Raw genomic sequence first — 18,738 nt, 5'->3', positions numbered from 1 at the left:
TTATTGTTTCCACCAAAAGAACAGCTTTTGCCACCAAGATTTTTTTATTTCCGGCGTTCTAAGACGCTCCTCAGCTTTTTGTTTGCTTCCTCTCAAGAAACCGCTATCATAATCGCTGCGAACAATGGTTTTGTACTGGAACATTGAACGACGATGTACCAACGCAAACGGCAACTCCATCCATGCTTGGCTGCCTTTTTCCACAAAGAAGGCTTTATGTTGTTTGATTAATTGTTCAACATAATAGCGATTTTGCCCTTCACTACTGGCGAATACCAGATTTACCGGCACTTGCTTTGCAGTTAAGTCTTCCAATAAACCAAACAAGCCGACTTCTGTATCGGCGGGCGTCATAATATCGCAAATTATGGTTAGGTTCGAAAGTGTATTGAGTTGGAGAACTGGCAAAGCACTTTTAGGATTATTTGCAGTATATATTGTTAAAATATCCGGGGAATCATCCTGCGAGAAAACGATGGGCATAGTAACCAGTAAGCCCAAAGCAGAAGCTTGTACTACCTGTACGTTTCGGCTAACAGCAGCGCATTGGCTTATGATGCTGGAAACCAGCAAACTACATATTTGGTTGCTGTCGTCAATGATGAGGATATGATTTCCCCATGCTTCAACCAATGGCTTTTCACTAGTCTTCTCAGACATATCTTCCATTGCTTGCTGACTTTGTTCTGTTTCAACAGTTTTAAGCATATTAGTATTTTTTATCTTAATACCCATACCCGTATTCAAAAGCCTTTATTATTTGGCTCTGTATAAAGCTTAACCTATAATCGTGTAATTGTGCAATTAAAATAATATTAAGAATATAGCCAAGTAGTCCTATTACCTTTTTCCTATGGAATCATTAATTAATCTTGTAGCGTAACTGACTTAAAGTTGTGGGATTTAGTAGGATTTCAGTTTTGTAATCTGCGCTAAAGTTGAATCAAACCTTTTTTAAGTGCTACAACAACCGCTAATGTTCGGTCGTTAACTCCTAGTTTCCGAAAGGCGCTTTTAAGATGGGTTCGCACCGTTTCCTCACCAACGATTAACACTTCGGCGATTTCGCGGTTACTCTGTCCCCTTGCTACTCCTTGCAAAACTTGCTTTTCCCGTTCACTTAAAGGCTCATCGGCTCGCATCTCTTCCGTTGCCGGGGCGCTGAGTTTGTTTAATACTTTGCGGGTAACGGCGGGGTGAAGGTATCCTTCTCCTGCTGCCACTTGCCTGACCGCCCTTATCAACTCTTCGGGTGATACTTCTTTCAGAATATAACCGTCGATGCCACTTTGAAGGGCTTCAAAGATGGTAGCATTTACCTCAACCCCTGTGAGGATCATAATCTTGCAGGAAGGCAAGCTCATCTTTATGATTTTAGCTGCCTCAATGCCGTTGAGATAGGGTAACTTATAGTCCATTAAGATGAGGTCGGGTTTTAGGTGCAAGGCTGCTTCAACCGCTGTTCTGCCATCGCTCACTTCCCCGCAAACCTGCATATCCGGCTCAAGCCCTAGTACCAACGATAACCCCTTACGCACCACTTGATGGTCATCAACTACCAACAGGCGAATTTTAGGAGTTTGGGAGGTTTCGGTTGGTGTTTGTTGATTCATAGTGTGGCTAAAGGCACTTTAAATGGTAATTTTGCTAAAAGCCGAGTGCCTGCATCGGGAGAGGAGTAAAGCAAGAAAGTGCCTCCTAGCTGTTCTAGCCGTTCACGCATCGCTGCCAATCCTATGCCACCGTTGGCTCTCCCAACCTGTGGCAAAATTCCGGTGTCAAAACCGACCCCGTTATCGGTGACTTCCAATTCTACGCTCTGCTCAGATTCTCGCAAACTGACTATGACTTGCGTTGCTCCAGAATGTTTAGCAGCATTGGAGAGCGCTTCCTGCAACAGGCGATAAAGCCCCTTCTGCACATCTTTTTCAAGATTCAGCTTTTGTCCACTAAATTGCAATTGGATTTTGAAAGGATAGAGCCTCCCGGCTTTTTTAATAAAGGTTTCAACTAGGGTGTTGAAATCTGTGTCGCCGTTTTGTTCGTTCCACAGATCATTTATTATAGCACGTACACTTCCAAGCATGTCAAAAGCGTTGCTTTTAAGGTCGTTCAGGCGCTCCCGCACATGCTCAGGCTCACGGTCGTATAATTTCAAGCAGGCATCAAGATTAAAGGCGATGCCGAAAACCGATTGTGCCACCACGTCATGCATATCCATCGCAAGGCGGGCGCGTTCGGCTTCGATTGCCAACGCTTGGCTTTGGCGCAGGCTACCGAGGGCACGTGCCAACTGATCTGACAACAAACTCAGCAATTTTCTTTGTTCCTGTCCATTACCGTTTGTGTCGGACTCTGTTACCAGTAATGCCCCGAATCGCTCATCTTTGTAGGTTAGAGGGATGAGCAAATGCGGCTTTCCCTTTATCTGAACTCGGTATATTCGTCCTTCGCTATCTTCAAATAGTAAGGCTGATTCTTGCGTGGTTTGAATTAAACCGGCGGCTTCCTCGTTTTTTAGCAATTGCAGGTTATCTTCAGAAGTATGTCCGAAAAATTGCCAGATATAACGTACCGCCAGATGTTCAACCTGTGCCGATGTATTGCCATCTTGCAACGCGCGGCTGAAAATCCCTAACTGTTCCAATCGCCTATTCGCTTGCTCTAGGTCGCGATTTTGCTCTTCTAGATTAGCGCGATATTGTTCTATAGTGGCAGCATATTTGCGAAGTTGGTTAGAGATCACCGATTGGTAGCCATATAACACTGCGCTGCCAAAAAATCCGGTTAGCAGTGTAACCGATACTAGCCAATTCCCCCCTTTTTCCGTGATATAGATGCTCAAGGTGAGGGCGAAGGCGTAGCTCACACTGAGCGTAGTAGCGCTAAGCAACGCTCCTCTTAAACCGTAGAAAAAGGCGCTTTGGAAGATCGGTGCAAGTGAATAAAGGTAAAAGGGACTCGACCAGATACCGCTCATACCGTTCAAGGCAGCACACAGGATTAATTCCAAACCCACCAGCAAAAGCATTTGCCTGCGATGGGTGCGCCAGTTCCGATTCAATGGTGAAAACAACTGGTAGAAGGTTTGTAGCAGGGTATTTGCCCACGCTATGCTATATAATAAGTAATTCAAATCGGTGTTGGTTGAGCCTGCCATTAGTAATGCTACCGTTGGCGGAATCATAGCAAAACAACGGTACAGCGCTATCAGTTTGAAAAAAGTAGCTTCTTGCGATAAGGGAACAACTCTGAGCAATTGCATTTCCTCACACCTTAAACCCATTTTATTATAATTTTAGGCAAGATAGATGTGGAATCAGCATAACAAGCTGTATAGAAGAATACAAGGCATGTGAAACTTAAACCCCCACTTGGTTCACAATTTCACCCACTTGTGGGATGAATAAAAATTATTTTCCACTCTATAATAGATTAGTTCTACACTGGAATGTACCTAGTTCTAAACCCGTAACAATTACTAAGCAAAATCGTTCAAGCCCCTAGCTCCCAAAATAGACTAAATATTAGGTTAATTTTGATTACCTTATTGTTGTAACCGAGGAGGTTATATAAATGCAGAAGAAAAGTTTGGTTGCGCTATTATTGGCATTGCTTTTGTTATTAGCCGGTCTTACATCGGCTATTGCCCAGACCCCTCAAACAATTACAATCCAACTTGGTGCGGAGAATAGTTCCGGACAAAATGGAACTGCTACTCTGACCGATATTGGTGGTGGTAAAACTCGTGTGGATGTTAGTATTACTCCCGGCGCTGCGGGTGTAGCGCAGCCTATCCATATTCATGATGGGGTTTGCTCGTTGGGTAGCGATTTGAAGGGGGTCAAATACCCGCTCACCAACGTAGTGGATGGTAAATCTACTACTGAAGTCAATGTCACCATCGCTAGCTTGTTGTCTACGCCAACCGCTATAAATGTACATAGATCTGCTCAGGAAGTAGCGGTGTATGTATCATGTGGTAATATCGTAGCATCCGCGGCTGCGGCGACTACCGCTTTGCCTGCAACCGGTGCTGGTGGTGGCGCAGTTGAAAGTGGCAATCCCTTGTTAGGTTACGGTGCTATAGCTGCTGCTTTAGTGGTAGCAATAGCGGGCAGTATCCTAGTGTTGCGTCGCAGAGCTAATCTGAAGTAAAATAGCGGCTTAAACGGACTATTGGAAGAGGGGCATCACGGCTTCCTGTACCGCTGTGGTTGCCCTTCATTTTGTGGTAATACATGAGGCTCATGAAAAGACAAAAATCGATTAACTTCTTACTTGCTGGCTTATTTTGCTGGCTGTTATTGGCAGCCTGTAGTGATGAGGCAACTCAAACCCCCGCTCCTACCACTACTGTTTCTAATACTCAAGCTGTTGTCAATATAACTCCTATCGCAACTACTGGGGCTGCCACTGCCACTTTACCTCTTCTGACTCAAACTACAGCAACCACCACAACCGCTGCAACCACAACTACCACATCTACTACCACGGTGGCTGTGACGACCGCCACAACGCCTCCGGTATCCAAACCTACCGCGACTGCTACAGTGGCTGTGACTACTATTTCGGTGGTGGGTAGCACTGCTGCTGAGCGTGGCAAAAATCTATTTATTCTGGTGGGCTGCGCAGCTTGTCACGGACCAACCGCTCAGGGTGCATATGGTCCAAAAATAGCGGCTACAAAATTAAGCTATGCTGAGGTTTTAATGCAAGTGCGCAATCCTAGACCTACCACCGGTAATTCAATGATTCCTTTTCGACAGGAAGAAGTACCCGATTCTCAAGTAGCGGATATTTACGCTTTCCTGCAAAGCCTGAACTAGCTTAAGGCAAACTCCCCGATTCTGTAGTAAAATCAGGGCGGTTATTACTTGAAACGATTGAGGCGTAAATTCTACGCTTTTATATAGGTGTCTGCCTTATGGTTGCAACTAGCGGGAAAGAAAACGAAACCCTGCCACTCCAAACGCCCCCGCCTCCTAGAAATAGGCGGTTTGGAATTATAGTAGGCGCAGTGGCGTTATTGTGTTTGGGAATTTTGGCGGTGGTAGGTGTTCTGAGTGGCAGTAATACTTCCCAACCCAAAAGCGCCAGTCCTACCGCTTTGGTAAGTATTTCAGCTACGAGCGTTGTTAGCAGTAACCAACCCTCTCAGAAGATTTGCGATTTGCTAATTGATCCCAAAGACCCGAACAGCCTTTATCTGGCTACTGCTGTAGGTTTGAAGAAAAGCAGCGATGGCGGCAAAAGCTGGCAGGATGTGGGCGATACGCTTCGGGGTGTGGCAGTATTGAGCGTAGCAATAGATTCTGATGATGCGCAGCGTTCTTTATATGCTGCAACCGATGGAAAAGGGCTTTTCAAAAGCAGCGATAGCGGCAAAAGCTGGCAAAATTTGGGGCTGGCAGGTCGTTCGCTGGTAAAAGTTATTGCGCGTAACAACAACTTGCTGGTAGCCGCTAACGGCGCTTTGAACGGGGTCTATTTAAGCAGTGATGGCGGCAAAAACTGGATACCGCCGACCGCAGGTAGCTTTCCCCCTACCTCGAATATTATCGCAATTGCGCTCGACCCGAACGTAAACCAATATTTATACATGACGACTTCCTACGCGCCGAATGAAAAAGCGGAAGATTGGAGTCGGGTGAAGATTTCGCGGGATGGTGGGGTTAGCTGGAACGCGCTTGGTGATTGGTCTGAAAACACCACTACTCCTGACCCACGCAGTACGCTGCGAGTTCTGTTGGCAGCGCCCGGTGAAAGAGTGTTTGCCGGGGATGGCGACAGGCTGTACCGCCTTACCCCTGACCGCAAGAGTTGGGTGCAAGTCGGTAACGGGTTGCCTGAGCGTGGGGTTTATGCCGTTGCTTCCGATGCACAAAGGCGCGGGGTGGTTTACGCTGCTACCAATAGTGGCATCTACCGCAACAGCGACGGTACGCGCTGGGTAAAGCTTACCGAGGGCGATGGTATTACGCTAACCGGAAATAGTCTCGGCTTGCCTTCTTCCAACCTTTTGATTAATCCTTTGCTGTTGACTATGGTTTCGCCTACTCGCGCTTCTGATGCCGTTTACAGCAACTCACTACTATTTGCCCTCAACCGTGACGGTAAGTTGATACGCTACGAGAGCAAGGATTTTGGCAACGGGCAATATGCCAATATTATTACCGATGGTTCGGTTATTGCCGACTTTTCGCTGTACGGGGGGGTAAATCCGGCAGCGCGGGTCGCTGCGCCCGATTCGACTGTTACCGATACTACCCGCTTGTACTTTACCGAAACCGGGCATTATATTTCGGGTGGCTTTAAGAATTTCTGGGAGCGCAATAACGGACGCAATATTTACGGCTTGCCTATTACTGAAGAATTTAGTGAGTTCGATCAGCAGCAGAGCGTTCGGCGCACGGTGCAATATTATGAACGCGCCAAGCTGGAATTTCTGCCCAATCAGCCTCCCGGTCAGGAAATCAAGGTGGCGTTGCTAGGCAAAGAGTCGCAAGCCGGGAAGTATATTGTACCTGCTCGCTTTGTAGCTACCACCAACCAGCTTGTTTACTTTGACGTGACTCAGCATACCCTTAAGGGGGCTTTCAAGATTTTTTGGGACAGTAACGGCGGCTTGGCGGTGTTTGGCTACCCTATTACCGAGGAAATCGAGGAGAAGGGCGCAGACGGCAAGACGGTTTTAGTGCAGTATTTCGAGCGCACCAAGTTTCAGATTATTAACGCTACCGTTTCGCTTGCCCCTTTAGGCGTTCAGGTGCTACAGGCGCGGGGCTGGCTCCCCAAATCCTGAGTTGTATAAGAAGGAGTTGAGTGTATGGACGCTTTCCACAGAATTTTATCGCGGCGTGAATTGCCCGAAGTGGATTTGACTAAAGGGCGCAGCATTGCCTATTCCCGCACCACCACCAGTCGTATTATGGAAGTGCTGGATGCGAACGGGCATGGCAATGTGCATGGCGGCGTGATTATGCGTATGGTGGACGAGGCGGCAGCGATTGTGGCAATCAAGCACTCCCAACGTCCGGTGGTGACGGTGCGGGTAGATCGCTTTGATTTTCTCGCGCCTGCCTATATCGGCAATGTGCTGTATATCTATTCTGCGCTGGATTATGTGGGGCGTAGCAGTATGGAAGTGCGGGTAGAGGTTAACACCGAGGATTTAATTACAGGTGAGGTGCGGCATGTCGCCAGCAGTCAGCTAATTTTTGTGGCATTGGACGCTAACGGCAAGCCTACCCCTGTACCTCCGCTTGAACCAGCCGATGATGCGGAACTCGCCATTATCGAACGCGCCCTTCGCCGCCGCGAACGCGCCAAAAAAATCGAGGCAGAACTCAAGGATTTGTAGAGTACAGGTCTGATTGGAAGATTTAGATATGGTCGTGCCAAATGCGTAAGCCTTCTTTAAGGTTTTCTTCAAACCAAGCCTTATAATTGCGTACTAGCTCATTTTCATTTTCAGAATCTAAATCTGAGAAATGAAATTCGTTTCCTAATATTTCTAGATTAAAGAAGTCTTCGGTTAACATTGTTTCGTCTCTAAATATTTTTTTTTGTTTGCCAAATTTATCCAAAATATTTAATCCCGGATCCCAAATCCCACCTAAAACGCACATTCCTCCTCTAAATTCATAACCAATAGATTGGAAGAAGAAACCTATTTCAATTGTTTCAATATCATCAAATTCTAAAATTAAACACTTAAAATAAGCTTTTTTTGATGAATAATCTGCCCAATCTAAAATAAAGTTTATAACTACCCCAGGATGAGGAAAATCTGGCTCCTCAGTTGTTCTTACCTGTGCATAAGTCTCATTCCTATATTTGTCTTTATCGAATTCTTTAAATTCTTTATTTAGAATAGCTGCTATCTCAACTAATCTTTGATAGGTAATTTCTTCCAGCAAATGGGATAGTCGCGATGAAGTTTCTAGTAACTCTTTCTGGACTTTTTCTTTTTTTCTCCTGCGAGCTTCCACTCCTGATTTAATTATGACTTCAATCTCATCTTTTTCCAGAAGGATAGGCTCTGGGACAGAAGTTTCCACAAATTTAATAGCTTGCCTCGCCGCCCTCATTTGATTCTGGCTGAGCAATCCTATAAGCTTTACCAGATCACCACTATCAGCCTCTTCTAAGGCATCTATATATTCACTTCGTTGTTCACGATAGATAATTACCGGAAATAGATTAGCGCGAATCATGACAAGCGATGCCAATACACGCGCAACCCGTCCGTTGCCGTCCTGAAAAGGGTGGATTTGAGCAAAACGGTGATGGAGCCATGCTGCTTCAATTTCAGGAGCAATACCTTCATTTTGGTGGTTGATGTGCATTTCCAATAACCTGTCTATCTCAGCCGCAACGTGCTCTGGAGGGCAGTAGAAGAATACAGTGCCATCTGATCGAGTAGGATTATTCGGAAGCAGTTTCCAATCCCCTCTCCTGAGAGGTACTTCTTTTATTGTACCGAACACGTCTTTAGTTATCGTTGTATCCTGATGTTGCGTTATGGCTGCATGTAATTCCTTTATGAATGAACTCGATAACTTCCGCTCATTTTTAATAAAACTGAAAGCCATCTCAAGCGCATTCTTTTGGGCGTTTAATATTGGAACAATAATTTCAGCAGGCTTATCGGTTGAACCATGCTGGATATAGCTTTCCTGTATGCCTTTTTCGATTAGAGTTTGGGTAATACCACGATTAATACTATAAATATTCTCGATTATCCCGGTTTCAATAGACCATTCACGGGCAAGTTGCGAGTTAAACGTGCGTAATTCTTCCGAGTTGTTTTCTTCAAATTGTTTCTTGGCTCGAAGCCAGAATTTATGCATTCTTTTAAGATCTGGCGAAGCTAATTCATTCCAGTTATCCGGCAAATCTTTTATAAATTCATAGGAAGACATAAAAATCCTCTGGCTTTGTATAGTGCTTGAAATACCAGTATTAGTCGAAGAAGACGATTTCTTTCTTGTTGAAACGGTAGAGCATGGCGGGACGGTGTGCGCCCGAAATCTCCTTTTCGCCGGTGGCTTCCAACAAGCCCAACGAGAGGATTTTCTTGCGGAAGTTGCGCTTGTCCAATTGCCTATCCAGAATCACCTCGTACACCTTCTGCAATTCGCTCAAGCGAAACTCGGTAGAGAGCAACCCGTAAGAGATATTGCTGTATTCAAGCTTACTGCGTAGGCGATTCAGCCCGTATTCCACTATTTTCTGATGGTCAAAGGCGAGAGCGGGTATCTTCTTAACCGGAAACCATTGCGCCTCACCTGCATCCGAACCGGCTTTCAGTTCCAGTGCATCGGCGGTAATCAGCACGATATACGCGACGGTGATAACGCGGGTGCGGGGGTCGCGTCCGGGGTCGCCAAAAGTATAAAGCTGCTCAAGATAGACATCGGAAACGCCGGTTTCCTCTCGCAACTCGCGAATGGCGGCTTGTTCCAGCGATTCATTCATTTGCACAAAGCCACCCGGCAATGCCCAGTAATTTTCAAAGGGCCATGCCGCACGCTTGACCAGCAGGATTTTTAGTTCGTCTCCCACAATCGTGAAAACAAGCACGTCCACCGTTACAGAAGGTCGCTCGTACTTTTCGGCGCTGTATTTTTCGCTATCTCTCCGGGCAATTGTCATACCGCATCACCTTCTCGTTATTGATAAACTATTTTAGCATTTTCAGAGAGGATATGCTTCATATCCCTATAATAGTCCTATGAAAAAAACTGCTAAAAATACTATGTGAAGATAGGTACTAATAACTCATTTCGCTAAAAATGACGCAGAACTATAATTAATTCAGGTTAGAGCATAAGCCATTTCGAGCTAAAACAAAGGTTAACAGGGCGCAATTTAGCTATTATTTTATTTTTTCGGCGGTGTAAAGCCTAGTCGCAATAGCAATTTACTTTCTACGGAATACTACCCAGATGCTATCTAATACCCAACTTTACTACTGCCAAGGCGGCGCGAAATGCGCCGTCTTTTATTTTACCTCTCCGAAATCAACGAAACGATACCCTAACCCACGTTCGTTTAGAATATACTTTGGGTGCGAAGGGTCTTGCTCGATTTTTTGGCGCAGGTAGGTAATATAAAGCCGTAAGAGTTGCTCATCATCGCGATACTCGCGTCCCCACACTTTGGTTAGCAAGCTCTCATGGCTTAGCAATCGCCCGGCGTTACTGACCATATGGTAGAGCAATCGGTATTCGGTAGGGCGCAATTTCTGGCTTTCCCCGCGTACAATCACCTCGCGTTTGTCAAAGTCTATGCTGAAAATTTCATCAACCTTGATAAGCCCGTCACTGCGGCTGATGCTAGGCGGCATGGCGGCACGGCGCATTACTGCCTTAACCCGGCTCAGTAATTCGCGATGGTCGAAAGGTTTTGCCACGTAATCATCCGCGCCCAATTCCAGCCCGCGCACCTTATCAGCTTCGGTAGCCTGTACCGTAAGCATAATAACGGGCGTATTGCTGGCTTGCCGGATTTCTTTCAGCGCTTCAAAACCGTCCATTTCGGGCATCATCACATCCAGCAAAACTAGGTCTGGCAAATCGGAGCGCACTTTTTCAATCGCTTCGTAGCCGTTGTGCGCTTCTAGCACAAGGTAATTTTCTTTCTCAAGGATAGTTCGCAACAGTTCAACTAACTTTTGTTCGTCATCTACTACAAGAATAGTCTGATTCATAGTTATAAATCCAATCTATATCTTACCGAATAATACCGGGAGTTGCGCCGGAACCTCGCGCGGCAATGAAAAACAGAAACGTGAGCCGAGCGTACCCATATTGCCCGACTCTGCTGCTTCCACCCATATACGTCCGCCATGTGCTTCTACAATTGCTTTGCAAATATACAGCCCTAGCCCAGCCCCCTTGCGCTCACGCACATAGCGGCTGTCCAAACGACTGAAACGTTCAAAAATACGCTCACGATCGGCGGCTGGAACACCGATGCCCTGATCCGAAACCCGAATTATTACTTCGGTATTGGTAGGTTCTGCGCTGATAATAATGTCGCCACCGTGCGGGCTATATTTGATAGCATTCTCCACCAAATTCACCAGCACTTCCTGAATTTTATCGTAATCGCCCAGCACCGCAGGAAGGTCTTCCGGCAAATCCGTTCCTATTAAATGCTGGTTACTGACCGTTTTCATTTTCTGCGCTACTCTTCGGATAAGCCTTTCTAGGTCAATCGGGTTACGCTCTAGTTCGATGCCGCCCGCCTGAATGCGCGATGCGTACAGCAAATTATCCACCAACTTGCTCAGACGCTCGCTCTCTTCTTCGATGATTTTCATTTTCTCGCGTACCTGCGCGGGCTTGATTTCGGTAGTTTCATCGGCATATAGTCCTGCGTAGCCCTTGATAATGGCGATAGGGGTTTGCAATTCGTGGCTTACCACCGAAAGAAAGGTGTTTTGCAACTCTTCCGCTTCTTTCCGTGCCGTAATGTCGCGCGCCCCGATTACTCCACCCAGTACATCGCCTCGCGGTGAAAGTATCACCGAGTAGCTTAATTCGACGGCGCGTTCCTCCGCATCCTTGGTAATCAGTACCACTTCGGCATGGCGTTGCGCCGGACCGGAGGCTGTCATCAGTCCCATCTTAAGCGGGCATAATACTCGACAATGTTCGCCAAAGCCTTTTGGACTCAGACGCAATGCCTCATCACAATTGTGTCCCCGCAACTCATCCACCGACCATCCGGTGAGACGTGAAAAGGCAGGATTAAACCCGATGATGTTACAGTCGGCGTTGACAATCAGGATACCATCCGGGCTATAACTGAAGATAGTTTGCAACCATTGGTTTTCCTCCACCAAACGTTTAACCAAACGGGCATTGCGCGTTACCAATTCCGCCGGCTCAACGGCGAAACCGGGTTCGATTTCAGGCGAGATAAAATCTTCCTCCGGCTTGACCAACTGATGAGTAGAGCTTGCCATTGGGTAGTCCGTTAGATCGGTGGTTTCGAGGTGAACGCTGGCGGGTTGCAACAGGCACAGGGCGGCAATGAAACGACCTTCAGATTGGATTGGCAATGCCACAATGCGGGTGTTAAGCTGTTGCAAGTTAATCTCAGCCTGTAGCGCACCCAATTCTTCAGTTCCGCTGCCACTACGCTCTGCTAGTCGTCGGGTTAAATCTTCTAGGGTGGGTTGAATTTCCTTGAGGGCAGTTGGTGATAACCCGTAGGTGGAATAACGGCTTGGCGCTTCACGGTAAGCGTCCCAAAAGACCAACACGCTGGCTTTGCTGCCCAACGCTTGCACCAGATTTGTTATTGCAGTATCCAACAGATTGCGGGTTTCTTCGCTAACCTGCTTTTGGTTGTTGCGTAAACGCGGCTTTTTCATTATTCCAATCCATTTCCAATCATTACTCTATTTCTATTTTACCATATACGTTTATAAACAATTCTTGATTGCAACAACATTAAACGATGATTGTGTTATACTAAACTTATTGTTTAACAGGGAATTATGTAGTTATGCTTATGCAAGATAACCAGTTCAGGCTTATAAACCTTGACCAGAATACTGAGCCTTTAGAGATAGATGGGTTAATCGAGCGACTTGTGGCTTTGATGACCCGAATGTACGATTACCACGCCTCGCTCCATCAAGACTGGCAAACTTATGAAGGTTGGCAGCAGGGTAGTACGCAATGGCTCAAGCGTTCTCTTGCTTCCGAAGAGTGGTTGAGGGTATTACTTTTCCCGCATGATGGGAATACTGCTTGCGGTTATATACTTGCTAGTTTTCACTACGAAGCACCCCTGTTTATCCAGAATCGTTTTGGCTACATCGTCGATCTATGGATTGATGAAAAGTTTAGAGGTCGCGGTGGCGCAGAACTCTTGCTAAACGCTGCCTTTGACTGGTTTCGTCATGCCAACGTTAGTCGCCTCCAACTTGAGGTTGATTTGCGAAACCAGATTGGTAAGCGTTTCTGGCATAAGAAAGGGTTTGAGGATTTTCAAATAGTGATGCGCCGCAACCTTGCATGAACACACAATAAATCTGCTCATAAAATGTTTGCTGTAAAACGGGACAGGAGTGAGAAATGCCCAAGAAACTCAGGGTAGCAAAATATGATGATACAATAGAGGCGCTGTTGAGCCGCGCACGTGAACTGGATGTCTATGCCATAGGGCGCATAATGGACAGTCAAGGGCGTAGCATGACCATTAACAATGGAAGGCTGGAAGGAATCAGTACCGGCAGCGGCACTGGCATGGGGGTAAGCGTTTTTACCCGCGAAGGCTATACGGGCTTTGCCTCTAGTGATAAAGTTACTCCAGAATCTGCGCGCAAAATCGTAGAGACTGCTGCGAAACTGGCATTCAGTAGCAGCGTCTTTGGCACCGAACCAAACCTCTCTGTTTTTGAAATAGCTCCAAGTGGCGTTCAGACAATCGCTACCGATTATAAAACCCTTACCGAAACTTCATACGAAGAACAAGTACAACGCCTGAAAGAGTGTAACGAACAAATCCGGGAGTACGGCACAAATCTTTCGGTGAGAAGCTCACACTGGGTTAACGATTCACATTGGCGCATTGTACGCAGCGATGGAACCGATATGAGCTTCGATCTTCCACATGCCGCAGTTGGCGCAAATATCACCGTAACTGGCACAAGTGGCAATGCGGTAAGTACCTACGCGGCAGTTAGCGGTCCGGATGCCTCGGTGTTGCTGGACAACGCTTATAGTGAAAAGCTGGATTTACGCGCTCGCAAAATGGCTGATCTGGCACAAAAGTTGGTAGATGCACCGCGTATCAGGGGCGGTAATTATAAATTGGTGATTGATTACGCACTGGCAAAAGGGTTGGCGCATGAGGCTTTCGGTCACGCCAGCGAAACCGATGGCATGGAAACCAGCATTTTGGGCAAAGATGGCAAGATGCGGCTGGGCGAACAATTGGCAGCTCCCAGCGTGACTATAACCGATGGTTCGGTGCTAGGTGATTATGCTTACCAACCAATTAGCGCAAACGGTATGCCACGCCAAACCGTTGAAATCTTGAAGGATGGGATTTTACGGGCTGGGTTGGCGGATTTGTTTTCAGCTGCTAAAGCGGGCGTACCGATTACCGGGGCAGAACGCATCGAGAGCTACCGCAATTTGCCGGTGCCGCGTATGACCAATATCCGTATCAGCGTGGCTAATCCCATTCCCTTAGATACCCGATTTGAACTGGTTACTCCCCTTGAACTGCGTGAAGTGCTGCTTTCTAACGGTTTGATGCAGGCGGATGAGCAGGTATTGTACCTCTCCGGCTATAAAGGCGGACAGGTAAACCCCAAAGATGGCGATTTTGTATTTAACTGCGCCAGTATCTATGCGCTCCACGAGTTGGAAAATGGCAACCCTAAGCTCTACCAGCCCGCAATTTTCAGCGGGAAAGTGCTATCTGCACTCCACTCAATTCTTGCCGGAATCGGCCCAATCTTGCTGGACGCGCAAGGGCATTGTGGCAAAGCAGGACAATCTGTTCCTAGCAGTGGAGGCGCTAACAGCTTTATTGTAATCGACCGCAACGAGAATGTAACCATAGGGGGAGACTAGTGTATGCTGCCTGAAGATTTACCCGCCAATATACCCTACAGCGATTTTGCCGACCAAATGGTGGAATTGTTGCGCAAAGCCGAATTGGGTGCATCTGCTAATGTTCCCAAAGTTAAGGGTTGGCGTTTTGATGCCAGCGAAGGTCGCAGTGTTACACTGAGCATAGTAGATAATAAACTGGGTGGGGTGTATGGACCTGCTACCGCCCGTGACAGTTTGGGCGGTGGTCTATATCTCATTTGGGAAGATGAGATGCGCTCCCTTGCTTCTATAGACCGCCATACTATTCCAGAGTTTGAAGAGCGGTTGGCGGAGTGGCGTGCCGGCGCATATAGCGATGAAAGAGCGCCTGATATTCTTGAACCGCAGCCTACTCCCGATATAGTAATGTTTGACCCTGCTATTATGGATATTGTCGATGGTGATATTGCCGAGCTATTTCGCACCCTGAAGCAGGGAGAAACCGAGTTGCGCAGCAGTGAGGTGGAATTCCTCGATGCGGGAGCAAGCGCCAGCCTGAGCATGCGTTATCTGCGCAATTCTAAAGGTATCGACCTGACTTATCCTAGCACGATGTATAGTTACTCATTCTATGCCGATAGCCTTTACGGTAATGGCTATGGCAAGCGCAAAATCCCGCCCGCTGGTGAGCTTGAGCGGATAATCGAAGATGTGAAGGTTAATACCAAACATTTGAAGCGCGAAGCCGAGTTCAAGCCAAATCCTGACGGTTGTCGGATTATCCTTTCTCCCGGTGTGGGCGGCTCCTTTATGGGAAGCTATATTGCAGGCAACCTATCGGGCAGTGCAGTGTCTAACCGACAATCTGCCTATAAACTGGAAGATTTCAAGGAACAAAAGCAGGTCTTGCGTGAGGATATTTCTCTGTTTATTGATGGGTTGCGCCCCTTTGAACCTACCGCCAGTCGCGCTACCGGCGAGGGCATACCGGGTGGACAATCTTATTTGATTCAGAACGGCAAGCTGATAGCTCCTTCTCTTGATCTAAAATACGCCGGCATCACCGGGTTTCCGCCAACTCCCGGCGGTGGTTTGTATGTGCTGGTGGATGATGAGAAGAAAGCCTTTGAGCAGATGATAAGAGAGATGGAGTATGGTTTGTTGGTGTACGGGGTATTGGGTATGCATACTCAGGATACTACCAATGGTCGTTTCTCTCTTTCTGCGCCTCGTTCGCTGGTGATTGAAAATGGTAAAATCAAAGGCAAAGTGAAAGCAACTATCAGCGGCAATTTCTTCGAGTCGATTCTTGCGGATGATACCGCTTTTTCGTGGGAGCCATTTGAAGATAGCCCGGCTATCCAGTTTACCTGTTCGGTGCTGGTAGAATAACCGGGAAATGAAAAACTCTCCCTGCTTTTGATAATGGATTAACCTGCACCGGCGGGTGCAGGACTCCATTATCGGCAAGAAGAGCCTTTCTCAAAACATGCCTTTATATAGCTAGCACGTACCGAAACGAAATATCAATTCACTCGACACTTCGTTTCTTTCCATAAACCAAGAGACGCTTGCGCCAGATTAATTATCCGATACCAGTAATTCCATAATACGCTGCAACATTTCTGGTTCGGATACCTTGCCCTCGCCTGAACCCACGCAGAAGGCATATACTCCCTCTCCGGTAATACGGTCAACCCGCACTTTATACTGCCCGCTCTGTGGTACAGGCGCATAATGACTTTGCAATAACATGTAATCGGCACCCATAATATTAAACGGCTGCGCAAAAGCGGGCGGGATAAGACCTTCGGGTGGGATACCGGGTCCGGTAAGGGTCATACTGACTCGAAAACCGCGTTTGTTATAAGCTGAGGTAGTTACAAAAAGCATAAGGCGCGGTACAAAACCCGCTTCTGCCTCGAAGCTGTAATAATCAACTTCTCTACCCGATTCCATTCTGGCATAAACAGCGTGGGAATATTCAAGCTCATCCACATTGTAAGCGGTATCGGAATCAGGTGTGCCTTTCTCGTTGATTAAGCCGATATGCAAGCGTAAAGAACGAAGCAGCGCCGACATACAGAGCAGCAATAATATATGCAAACGCCACATTTTTCTTTTCTCCCTTCTTAACAACCGTTTCGGTTCATTATCAGCATATTGCACTCGGCTTGATTCGTAAGTAGTTGTAGCTACCTTTATTCGAATTATCGGATTCCTGCCAAAGATTCAGCGCGAGGCGCGGGTTTTTCTTTCCATTCTTGTGTCCAACCCACCTCGGTAAGATAAGCCTTAATTTCCGATTGGCGGCGCGCCTCATCCCAACCCAGTAATAACGCCATATCGCGACTGGCTGCTTCGATTGCTTGCTGCCCTTGATCTTTCGAAAAATATAGCCCACAGCGTCGCATCATAAAATCGCATAAGGTTAAGCATTGCTCACGTTCTATGGCGTGTTTAACTTGCGCTCGTACATCGGGATAAGCGCTATGTAAGGCTTGTGCCTGCGCCGGATTTGACCGGACTATCTCAAATATTTCGGTTATGCGGCTGCCGTAGAGCGTTGAAAGGTATTTAACCTGTGCCACGCTCAAGCCGATGGTTGTACCTTCTTCCGCCATTGTCAGAATGAATTGCTCGAAAGAACCTTCAAATTGTGCGCCGGGAAGTTTCGTACTGGAGGTCTGCCCTTCGCATTTCAACCCCAACTTTTTCAAGGCTGCATCGGTGGCTTCTTCGGCAATTCCCCGATATGCGGTCAATTTGCCGCCCACCACCGAAAGATAGTTCTTCAAGCCCTGTTTCTTCTCGAAATCCACTATTGCGTGTTTGCGCGAAACCGCCGATTCACTTACACCTTGGCTAGTTTCCTTCATCACCAGCGAGCGCACTCCAGCGTTGGTGAAAAAAATCTTGTCCCAATCTGCCTTTGGGAAGACCTGCTTCACGCTTGCCACCAGATATTCCACATCTTCCCTGTCTGCCCGAACGCTTTCAAGCTCATCTTTGAAATCAGTATCGGTAGTGCCTACCCAAGCATAGCCCAACCACGGAATTACAAAAAACAGGCGATTATCGCTTTCGGCGAAAAGCACCATTGCGTTGGTAGTTACATTCGTAGCGGTGAAATGGATGCCTTTGGTTTTGCGTACCCGGTGCGACGGGGCTTCCACCATCGCTTCATCTACCGGATCGAGCCATGGTCCGGTCACATTGACCACCAATCGCGCCTTTATCTTATGTTCCACGCCTGTAAGTTCATCCCGAACCAGCACGCCGGTTACGCTATTCCCTTCTTTAACTGCTTTTAGTACCTTTACATGGTTAAAGCACAACGCTCCATTTATTTCAGCGCTGATAATATTTTCTATAACCAACCGTTCAGTATATGGTACTTGTGCATCATAATAAATGAATGAACCCTGTAAGCCTTTTTCTTTTAAATTAGGCTCCATTTCGAGGGTTTGCTTCTTGCTGTAAAAGCGGTGATTGCGAAGGGTTTTATCGTAGCTCAGTACATCATATAGCACCATGCCCACCCGCATTTTCAGGCGATAGAACAGGCTCTTGCTATACATCGGTACCATAAAGGGTAGGGGCTTAACAAGGTGAGGGGCGTTTCGCAATAGCATTTCACGCTCTTTAAGGTCTTGCCGCACTAGCCCGAAATCAAACATTTCAAGGTAACGCAAACCACCGTGAATGAGGCGTGTGGAACGACTGCTAGTTCCACAGGCGTAATCCTCTTTCTCGAATAAAGCTACCCGCAAACCTCTATTCGCTGCATCGCTGGCAATTCCGCTGCCGATTACGCCCCCCCCGATAACGATTAAATCGAGACGCTGCCCGTCCAAATTATCTAGGCGATTGCTGCCTTCCATATATGATGTCCTCTTTTCTTGCAAATAAAAAAGGTTCTACTCCATCAGGCGAGCACCCCAAAGCTAGGAAGCGCCGAGCCATCAAGAGAGAACCTTTCTCCATATCTCCGAGTTCTCAATTAATTTCGATACATATTAATTCTAGCTCTTAAATTTTAGTTAGTCAATGATTTATTAATTATTGCTCATACTCTGAGGAATATGCGCTATTATTATTGTTGAGTTTTTTCCCGAACAGTTTGGCATTCCCATAAAAATGGCGAATACAAACTATTAAGATTGTC

16 protein-coding genes are annotated in these 18,738 nt (G+C 46.8%); 7 read left to right on the top strand and 9 right to left on the bottom strand.

The genetic code is table 11. The features are described 5' to 3' along the window. The 3 genes from OZ401_RS17060 to OZ401_RS17050 form a co-directional block, all read right to left on the bottom strand. Window positions 1–708, bottom strand: coding sequence for a hypothetical protein (locus tag OZ401_RS17060; RefSeq protein WP_341471651.1), 708 nt, complete (start codon window positions 706–708; stop codon window positions 1–3). A 224-nt stretch (window positions 709–932) separates the two neighbouring features. Further along, window positions 933–1,613: a response regulator gene (locus OZ401_RS17055; protein ID WP_341471650.1), complete on the bottom strand. Its 681-nt coding sequence runs from the start codon at window positions 1,611–1,613 to the stop codon at window positions 933–935. Continuing rightward, window positions 1,610–3,265, bottom strand: a complete 1,656-nt coding sequence (locus OZ401_RS17050; protein ID WP_341471649.1) for a sensor histidine kinase — start codon at window positions 3,263–3,265, stop codon at window positions 1,610–1,612. Before OZ401_RS17050 ends, OZ401_RS17055 begins: the two co-directional genes overlap by 4 nt. Before the next feature lie 311 nt (window positions 3,266–3,576). Between OZ401_RS17050 and OZ401_RS17045 the strand changes: the two genes are divergently transcribed. The 4 genes from OZ401_RS17045 to OZ401_RS17030 all read left to right on the top strand — a co-directional run bounded on the left by OZ401_RS17045 (window position 3,577) and on the right by OZ401_RS17030 (window position 7,363). Beyond that, the gene (locus OZ401_RS17045; RefSeq protein ID WP_341471648.1) at window positions 3,577–4,158 is read left to right on the top strand and encodes a hypothetical protein; all 582 of its coding nucleotides are present in this window, start codon (window positions 3,577–3,579) and stop codon (window positions 4,156–4,158) included. Between the two features lie 92 nt (window positions 4,159–4,250). Continuing rightward, window positions 4,251–4,829, top strand: a complete 579-nt coding sequence (locus OZ401_RS17040; RefSeq protein ID WP_341471647.1) for a c-type cytochrome — start codon at window positions 4,251–4,253, stop codon at window positions 4,827–4,829. Between the two features lie 98 nt (window positions 4,830–4,927). Then, a complete protein-coding gene (locus OZ401_RS17035; RefSeq protein ID WP_341471646.1) occupies window positions 4,928–6,805 on the top strand; it encodes a WD40/YVTN/BNR-like repeat-containing protein in 1,878 nt (625 codons plus the stop codon). A gap of 24 nt (window positions 6,806–6,829) precedes the next feature. Further along, on the top strand, window positions 6,830–7,363 hold the full coding sequence (locus OZ401_RS17030) for an acyl-CoA thioesterase (RefSeq protein ID WP_341471645.1): 534 nt from the start codon (window positions 6,830–6,832) through the stop codon (window positions 7,361–7,363). Between the two features lie 22 nt (window positions 7,364–7,385). On the opposite strand, the gene OZ401_RS17025 is transcribed toward OZ401_RS17030, so the two are convergent. From OZ401_RS17025 to OZ401_RS17010, 4 genes are all read right to left on the bottom strand, one after another. Beyond that, window positions 7,386–8,927: a Fic family protein gene (locus OZ401_RS17025; protein WP_341471644.1), complete on the bottom strand. Its 1,542-nt coding sequence runs from the start codon at window positions 8,925–8,927 to the stop codon at window positions 7,386–7,388. 40 nt (window positions 8,928–8,967) lie between these two features. After that, window positions 8,968–9,660: an NUDIX hydrolase gene (locus OZ401_RS17020; protein WP_341471643.1), complete on the bottom strand. Its 693-nt coding sequence runs from the start codon at window positions 9,658–9,660 to the stop codon at window positions 8,968–8,970. 349 nt (window positions 9,661–10,009) lie between these two features. Further along, the gene (locus OZ401_RS17015; RefSeq protein WP_341471642.1) at window positions 10,010–10,717 is read right to left on the bottom strand and encodes a response regulator transcription factor; all 708 of its coding nucleotides are present in this window, start codon (window positions 10,715–10,717) and stop codon (window positions 10,010–10,012) included. A 15-nt stretch (window positions 10,718–10,732) separates the two neighbouring features. Further along, window positions 10,733–12,391: a PAS domain-containing sensor histidine kinase gene (locus OZ401_RS17010; protein ID WP_341471641.1), complete on the bottom strand. Its 1,659-nt coding sequence runs from the start codon at window positions 12,389–12,391 to the stop codon at window positions 10,733–10,735. A gap of 134 nt (window positions 12,392–12,525) precedes the next feature. Here OZ401_RS17010 and OZ401_RS17005 point away from each other — a divergent pair, with 134 nt between their 5' ends. From OZ401_RS17005 to OZ401_RS16995, 3 genes are read left to right on the top strand one after another with little or no spacing between them, the layout of a single operon-like run. Then, a complete protein-coding gene (locus OZ401_RS17005) occupies window positions 12,526–13,044 on the top strand; it encodes a GNAT family N-acetyltransferase (RefSeq protein ID WP_341471640.1) in 519 nt (172 codons plus the stop codon). 56 nt (window positions 13,045–13,100) lie between these two features. Continuing rightward, window positions 13,101–14,609 carry a TldD/PmbA family protein gene (locus OZ401_RS17000; RefSeq protein WP_341471639.1) on the top strand — a complete coding sequence of 503 codons (1,509 nt, stop codon included), beginning with the start codon at window positions 13,101–13,103 and terminating at the stop codon, window positions 14,607–14,609. Window positions 14,610–14,612: 3 nt separating this feature from the next. Beyond that, entirely contained in the window at window positions 14,613–15,962 is a 1,350-nt protein-coding gene (locus tag OZ401_RS16995) for a metallopeptidase TldD-related protein (RefSeq protein WP_341471638.1), read from the top strand. Window positions 15,963–16,151: 189 nt separating this feature from the next. On the opposite strand, the gene OZ401_RS16990 is transcribed toward OZ401_RS16995, so the two are convergent. Both OZ401_RS16990 and OZ401_RS16985 read right to left on the bottom strand, forming a co-directional pair. Next, window positions 16,152–16,685 (bottom strand): hypothetical protein, encoded by a 534-nt coding sequence (locus tag OZ401_RS16990; RefSeq protein ID WP_341471637.1) that lies wholly within the window; start codon window positions 16,683–16,685, stop codon window positions 16,152–16,154. 95 nt (window positions 16,686–16,780) lie between these two features. Continuing rightward, window positions 16,781–18,454, bottom strand: coding sequence for a glycerol-3-phosphate dehydrogenase/oxidase (locus OZ401_RS16985; RefSeq protein WP_341471636.1), 1,674 nt, complete (start codon window positions 18,452–18,454; stop codon window positions 16,781–16,783). Window positions 18,455–18,738 lie beyond the last annotated feature (284 nt).

The organism is Candidatus Chlorohelix allophototropha, from assembly GCF_030389965.1.
GTDB classification, from domain to species: domain Bacteria; phylum Chloroflexota; class Chloroflexia; order Chloroheliales; family Chloroheliaceae; genus Chlorohelix; species Chlorohelix allophototropha.
The sequence above is the reverse complement of the archived record's forward strand: the minus strand, read 5'-3'. Positions and strand labels throughout refer to the sequence as shown.

Coding starts and splice junctions, on each gene's coding strand:
- OZ401_RS17060 (WP_341471651.1), bottom strand. CDS start 708: ATGCTTAAAACTGTTGAAACAGAACAAAGTCAGCAAGCAATGGAAGAT.
- OZ401_RS17055 (WP_341471650.1), bottom strand. CDS start 1,613: ATGAATCAACAAACACCAACCGAAACCTCCCAAACTCCTAAAATTCGC.
- OZ401_RS17050 (WP_341471649.1), bottom strand. CDS start 3,265: ATGCAATTGCTCAGAGTTGTTCCCTTATCGCAAGAAGCTACTTTTTTC.
- OZ401_RS17045 (WP_341471648.1), top strand. CDS start 3,577: ATGCAGAAGAAAAGTTTGGTTGCGCTATTATTGGCATTGCTTTTGTTA.
- OZ401_RS17040 (WP_341471647.1), top strand. CDS start 4,251: ATGAAAAGACAAAAATCGATTAACTTCTTACTTGCTGGCTTATTTTGC.
- OZ401_RS17035 (WP_341471646.1), top strand. CDS start 4,928: ATGGTTGCAACTAGCGGGAAAGAAAACGAAACCCTGCCACTCCAAACG.
- OZ401_RS17030 (WP_341471645.1), top strand. CDS start 6,830: ATGGACGCTTTCCACAGAATTTTATCGCGGCGTGAATTGCCCGAAGTG.
- OZ401_RS17025 (WP_341471644.1), bottom strand. CDS start 8,927: ATGTCTTCCTATGAATTTATAAAAGATTTGCCGGATAACTGGAATGAA.
- OZ401_RS17020 (WP_341471643.1), bottom strand. CDS start 9,660: ATGACAATTGCCCGGAGAGATAGCGAAAAATACAGCGCCGAAAAGTAC.
- OZ401_RS17015 (WP_341471642.1), bottom strand. CDS start 10,717: ATGAATCAGACTATTCTTGTAGTAGATGACGAACAAAAGTTAGTTGAA.
- OZ401_RS17010 (WP_341471641.1), bottom strand. CDS start 12,391: ATGAAAAAGCCGCGTTTACGCAACAACCAAAAGCAGGTTAGCGAAGAA.
- OZ401_RS17005 (WP_341471640.1), top strand. CDS start 12,526: ATGCTTATGCAAGATAACCAGTTCAGGCTTATAAACCTTGACCAGAAT.
- OZ401_RS17000 (WP_341471639.1), top strand. CDS start 13,101: ATGCCCAAGAAACTCAGGGTAGCAAAATATGATGATACAATAGAGGCG.
- OZ401_RS16995 (WP_341471638.1), top strand. CDS start 14,613: ATGCTGCCTGAAGATTTACCCGCCAATATACCCTACAGCGATTTTGCC.
- OZ401_RS16990 (WP_341471637.1), bottom strand. CDS start 16,685: ATGTGGCGTTTGCATATATTATTGCTGCTCTGTATGTCGGCGCTGCTT.
- OZ401_RS16985 (WP_341471636.1), bottom strand. CDS start 18,454: ATGGAAGGCAGCAATCGCCTAGATAATTTGGACGGGCAGCGTCTCGAT.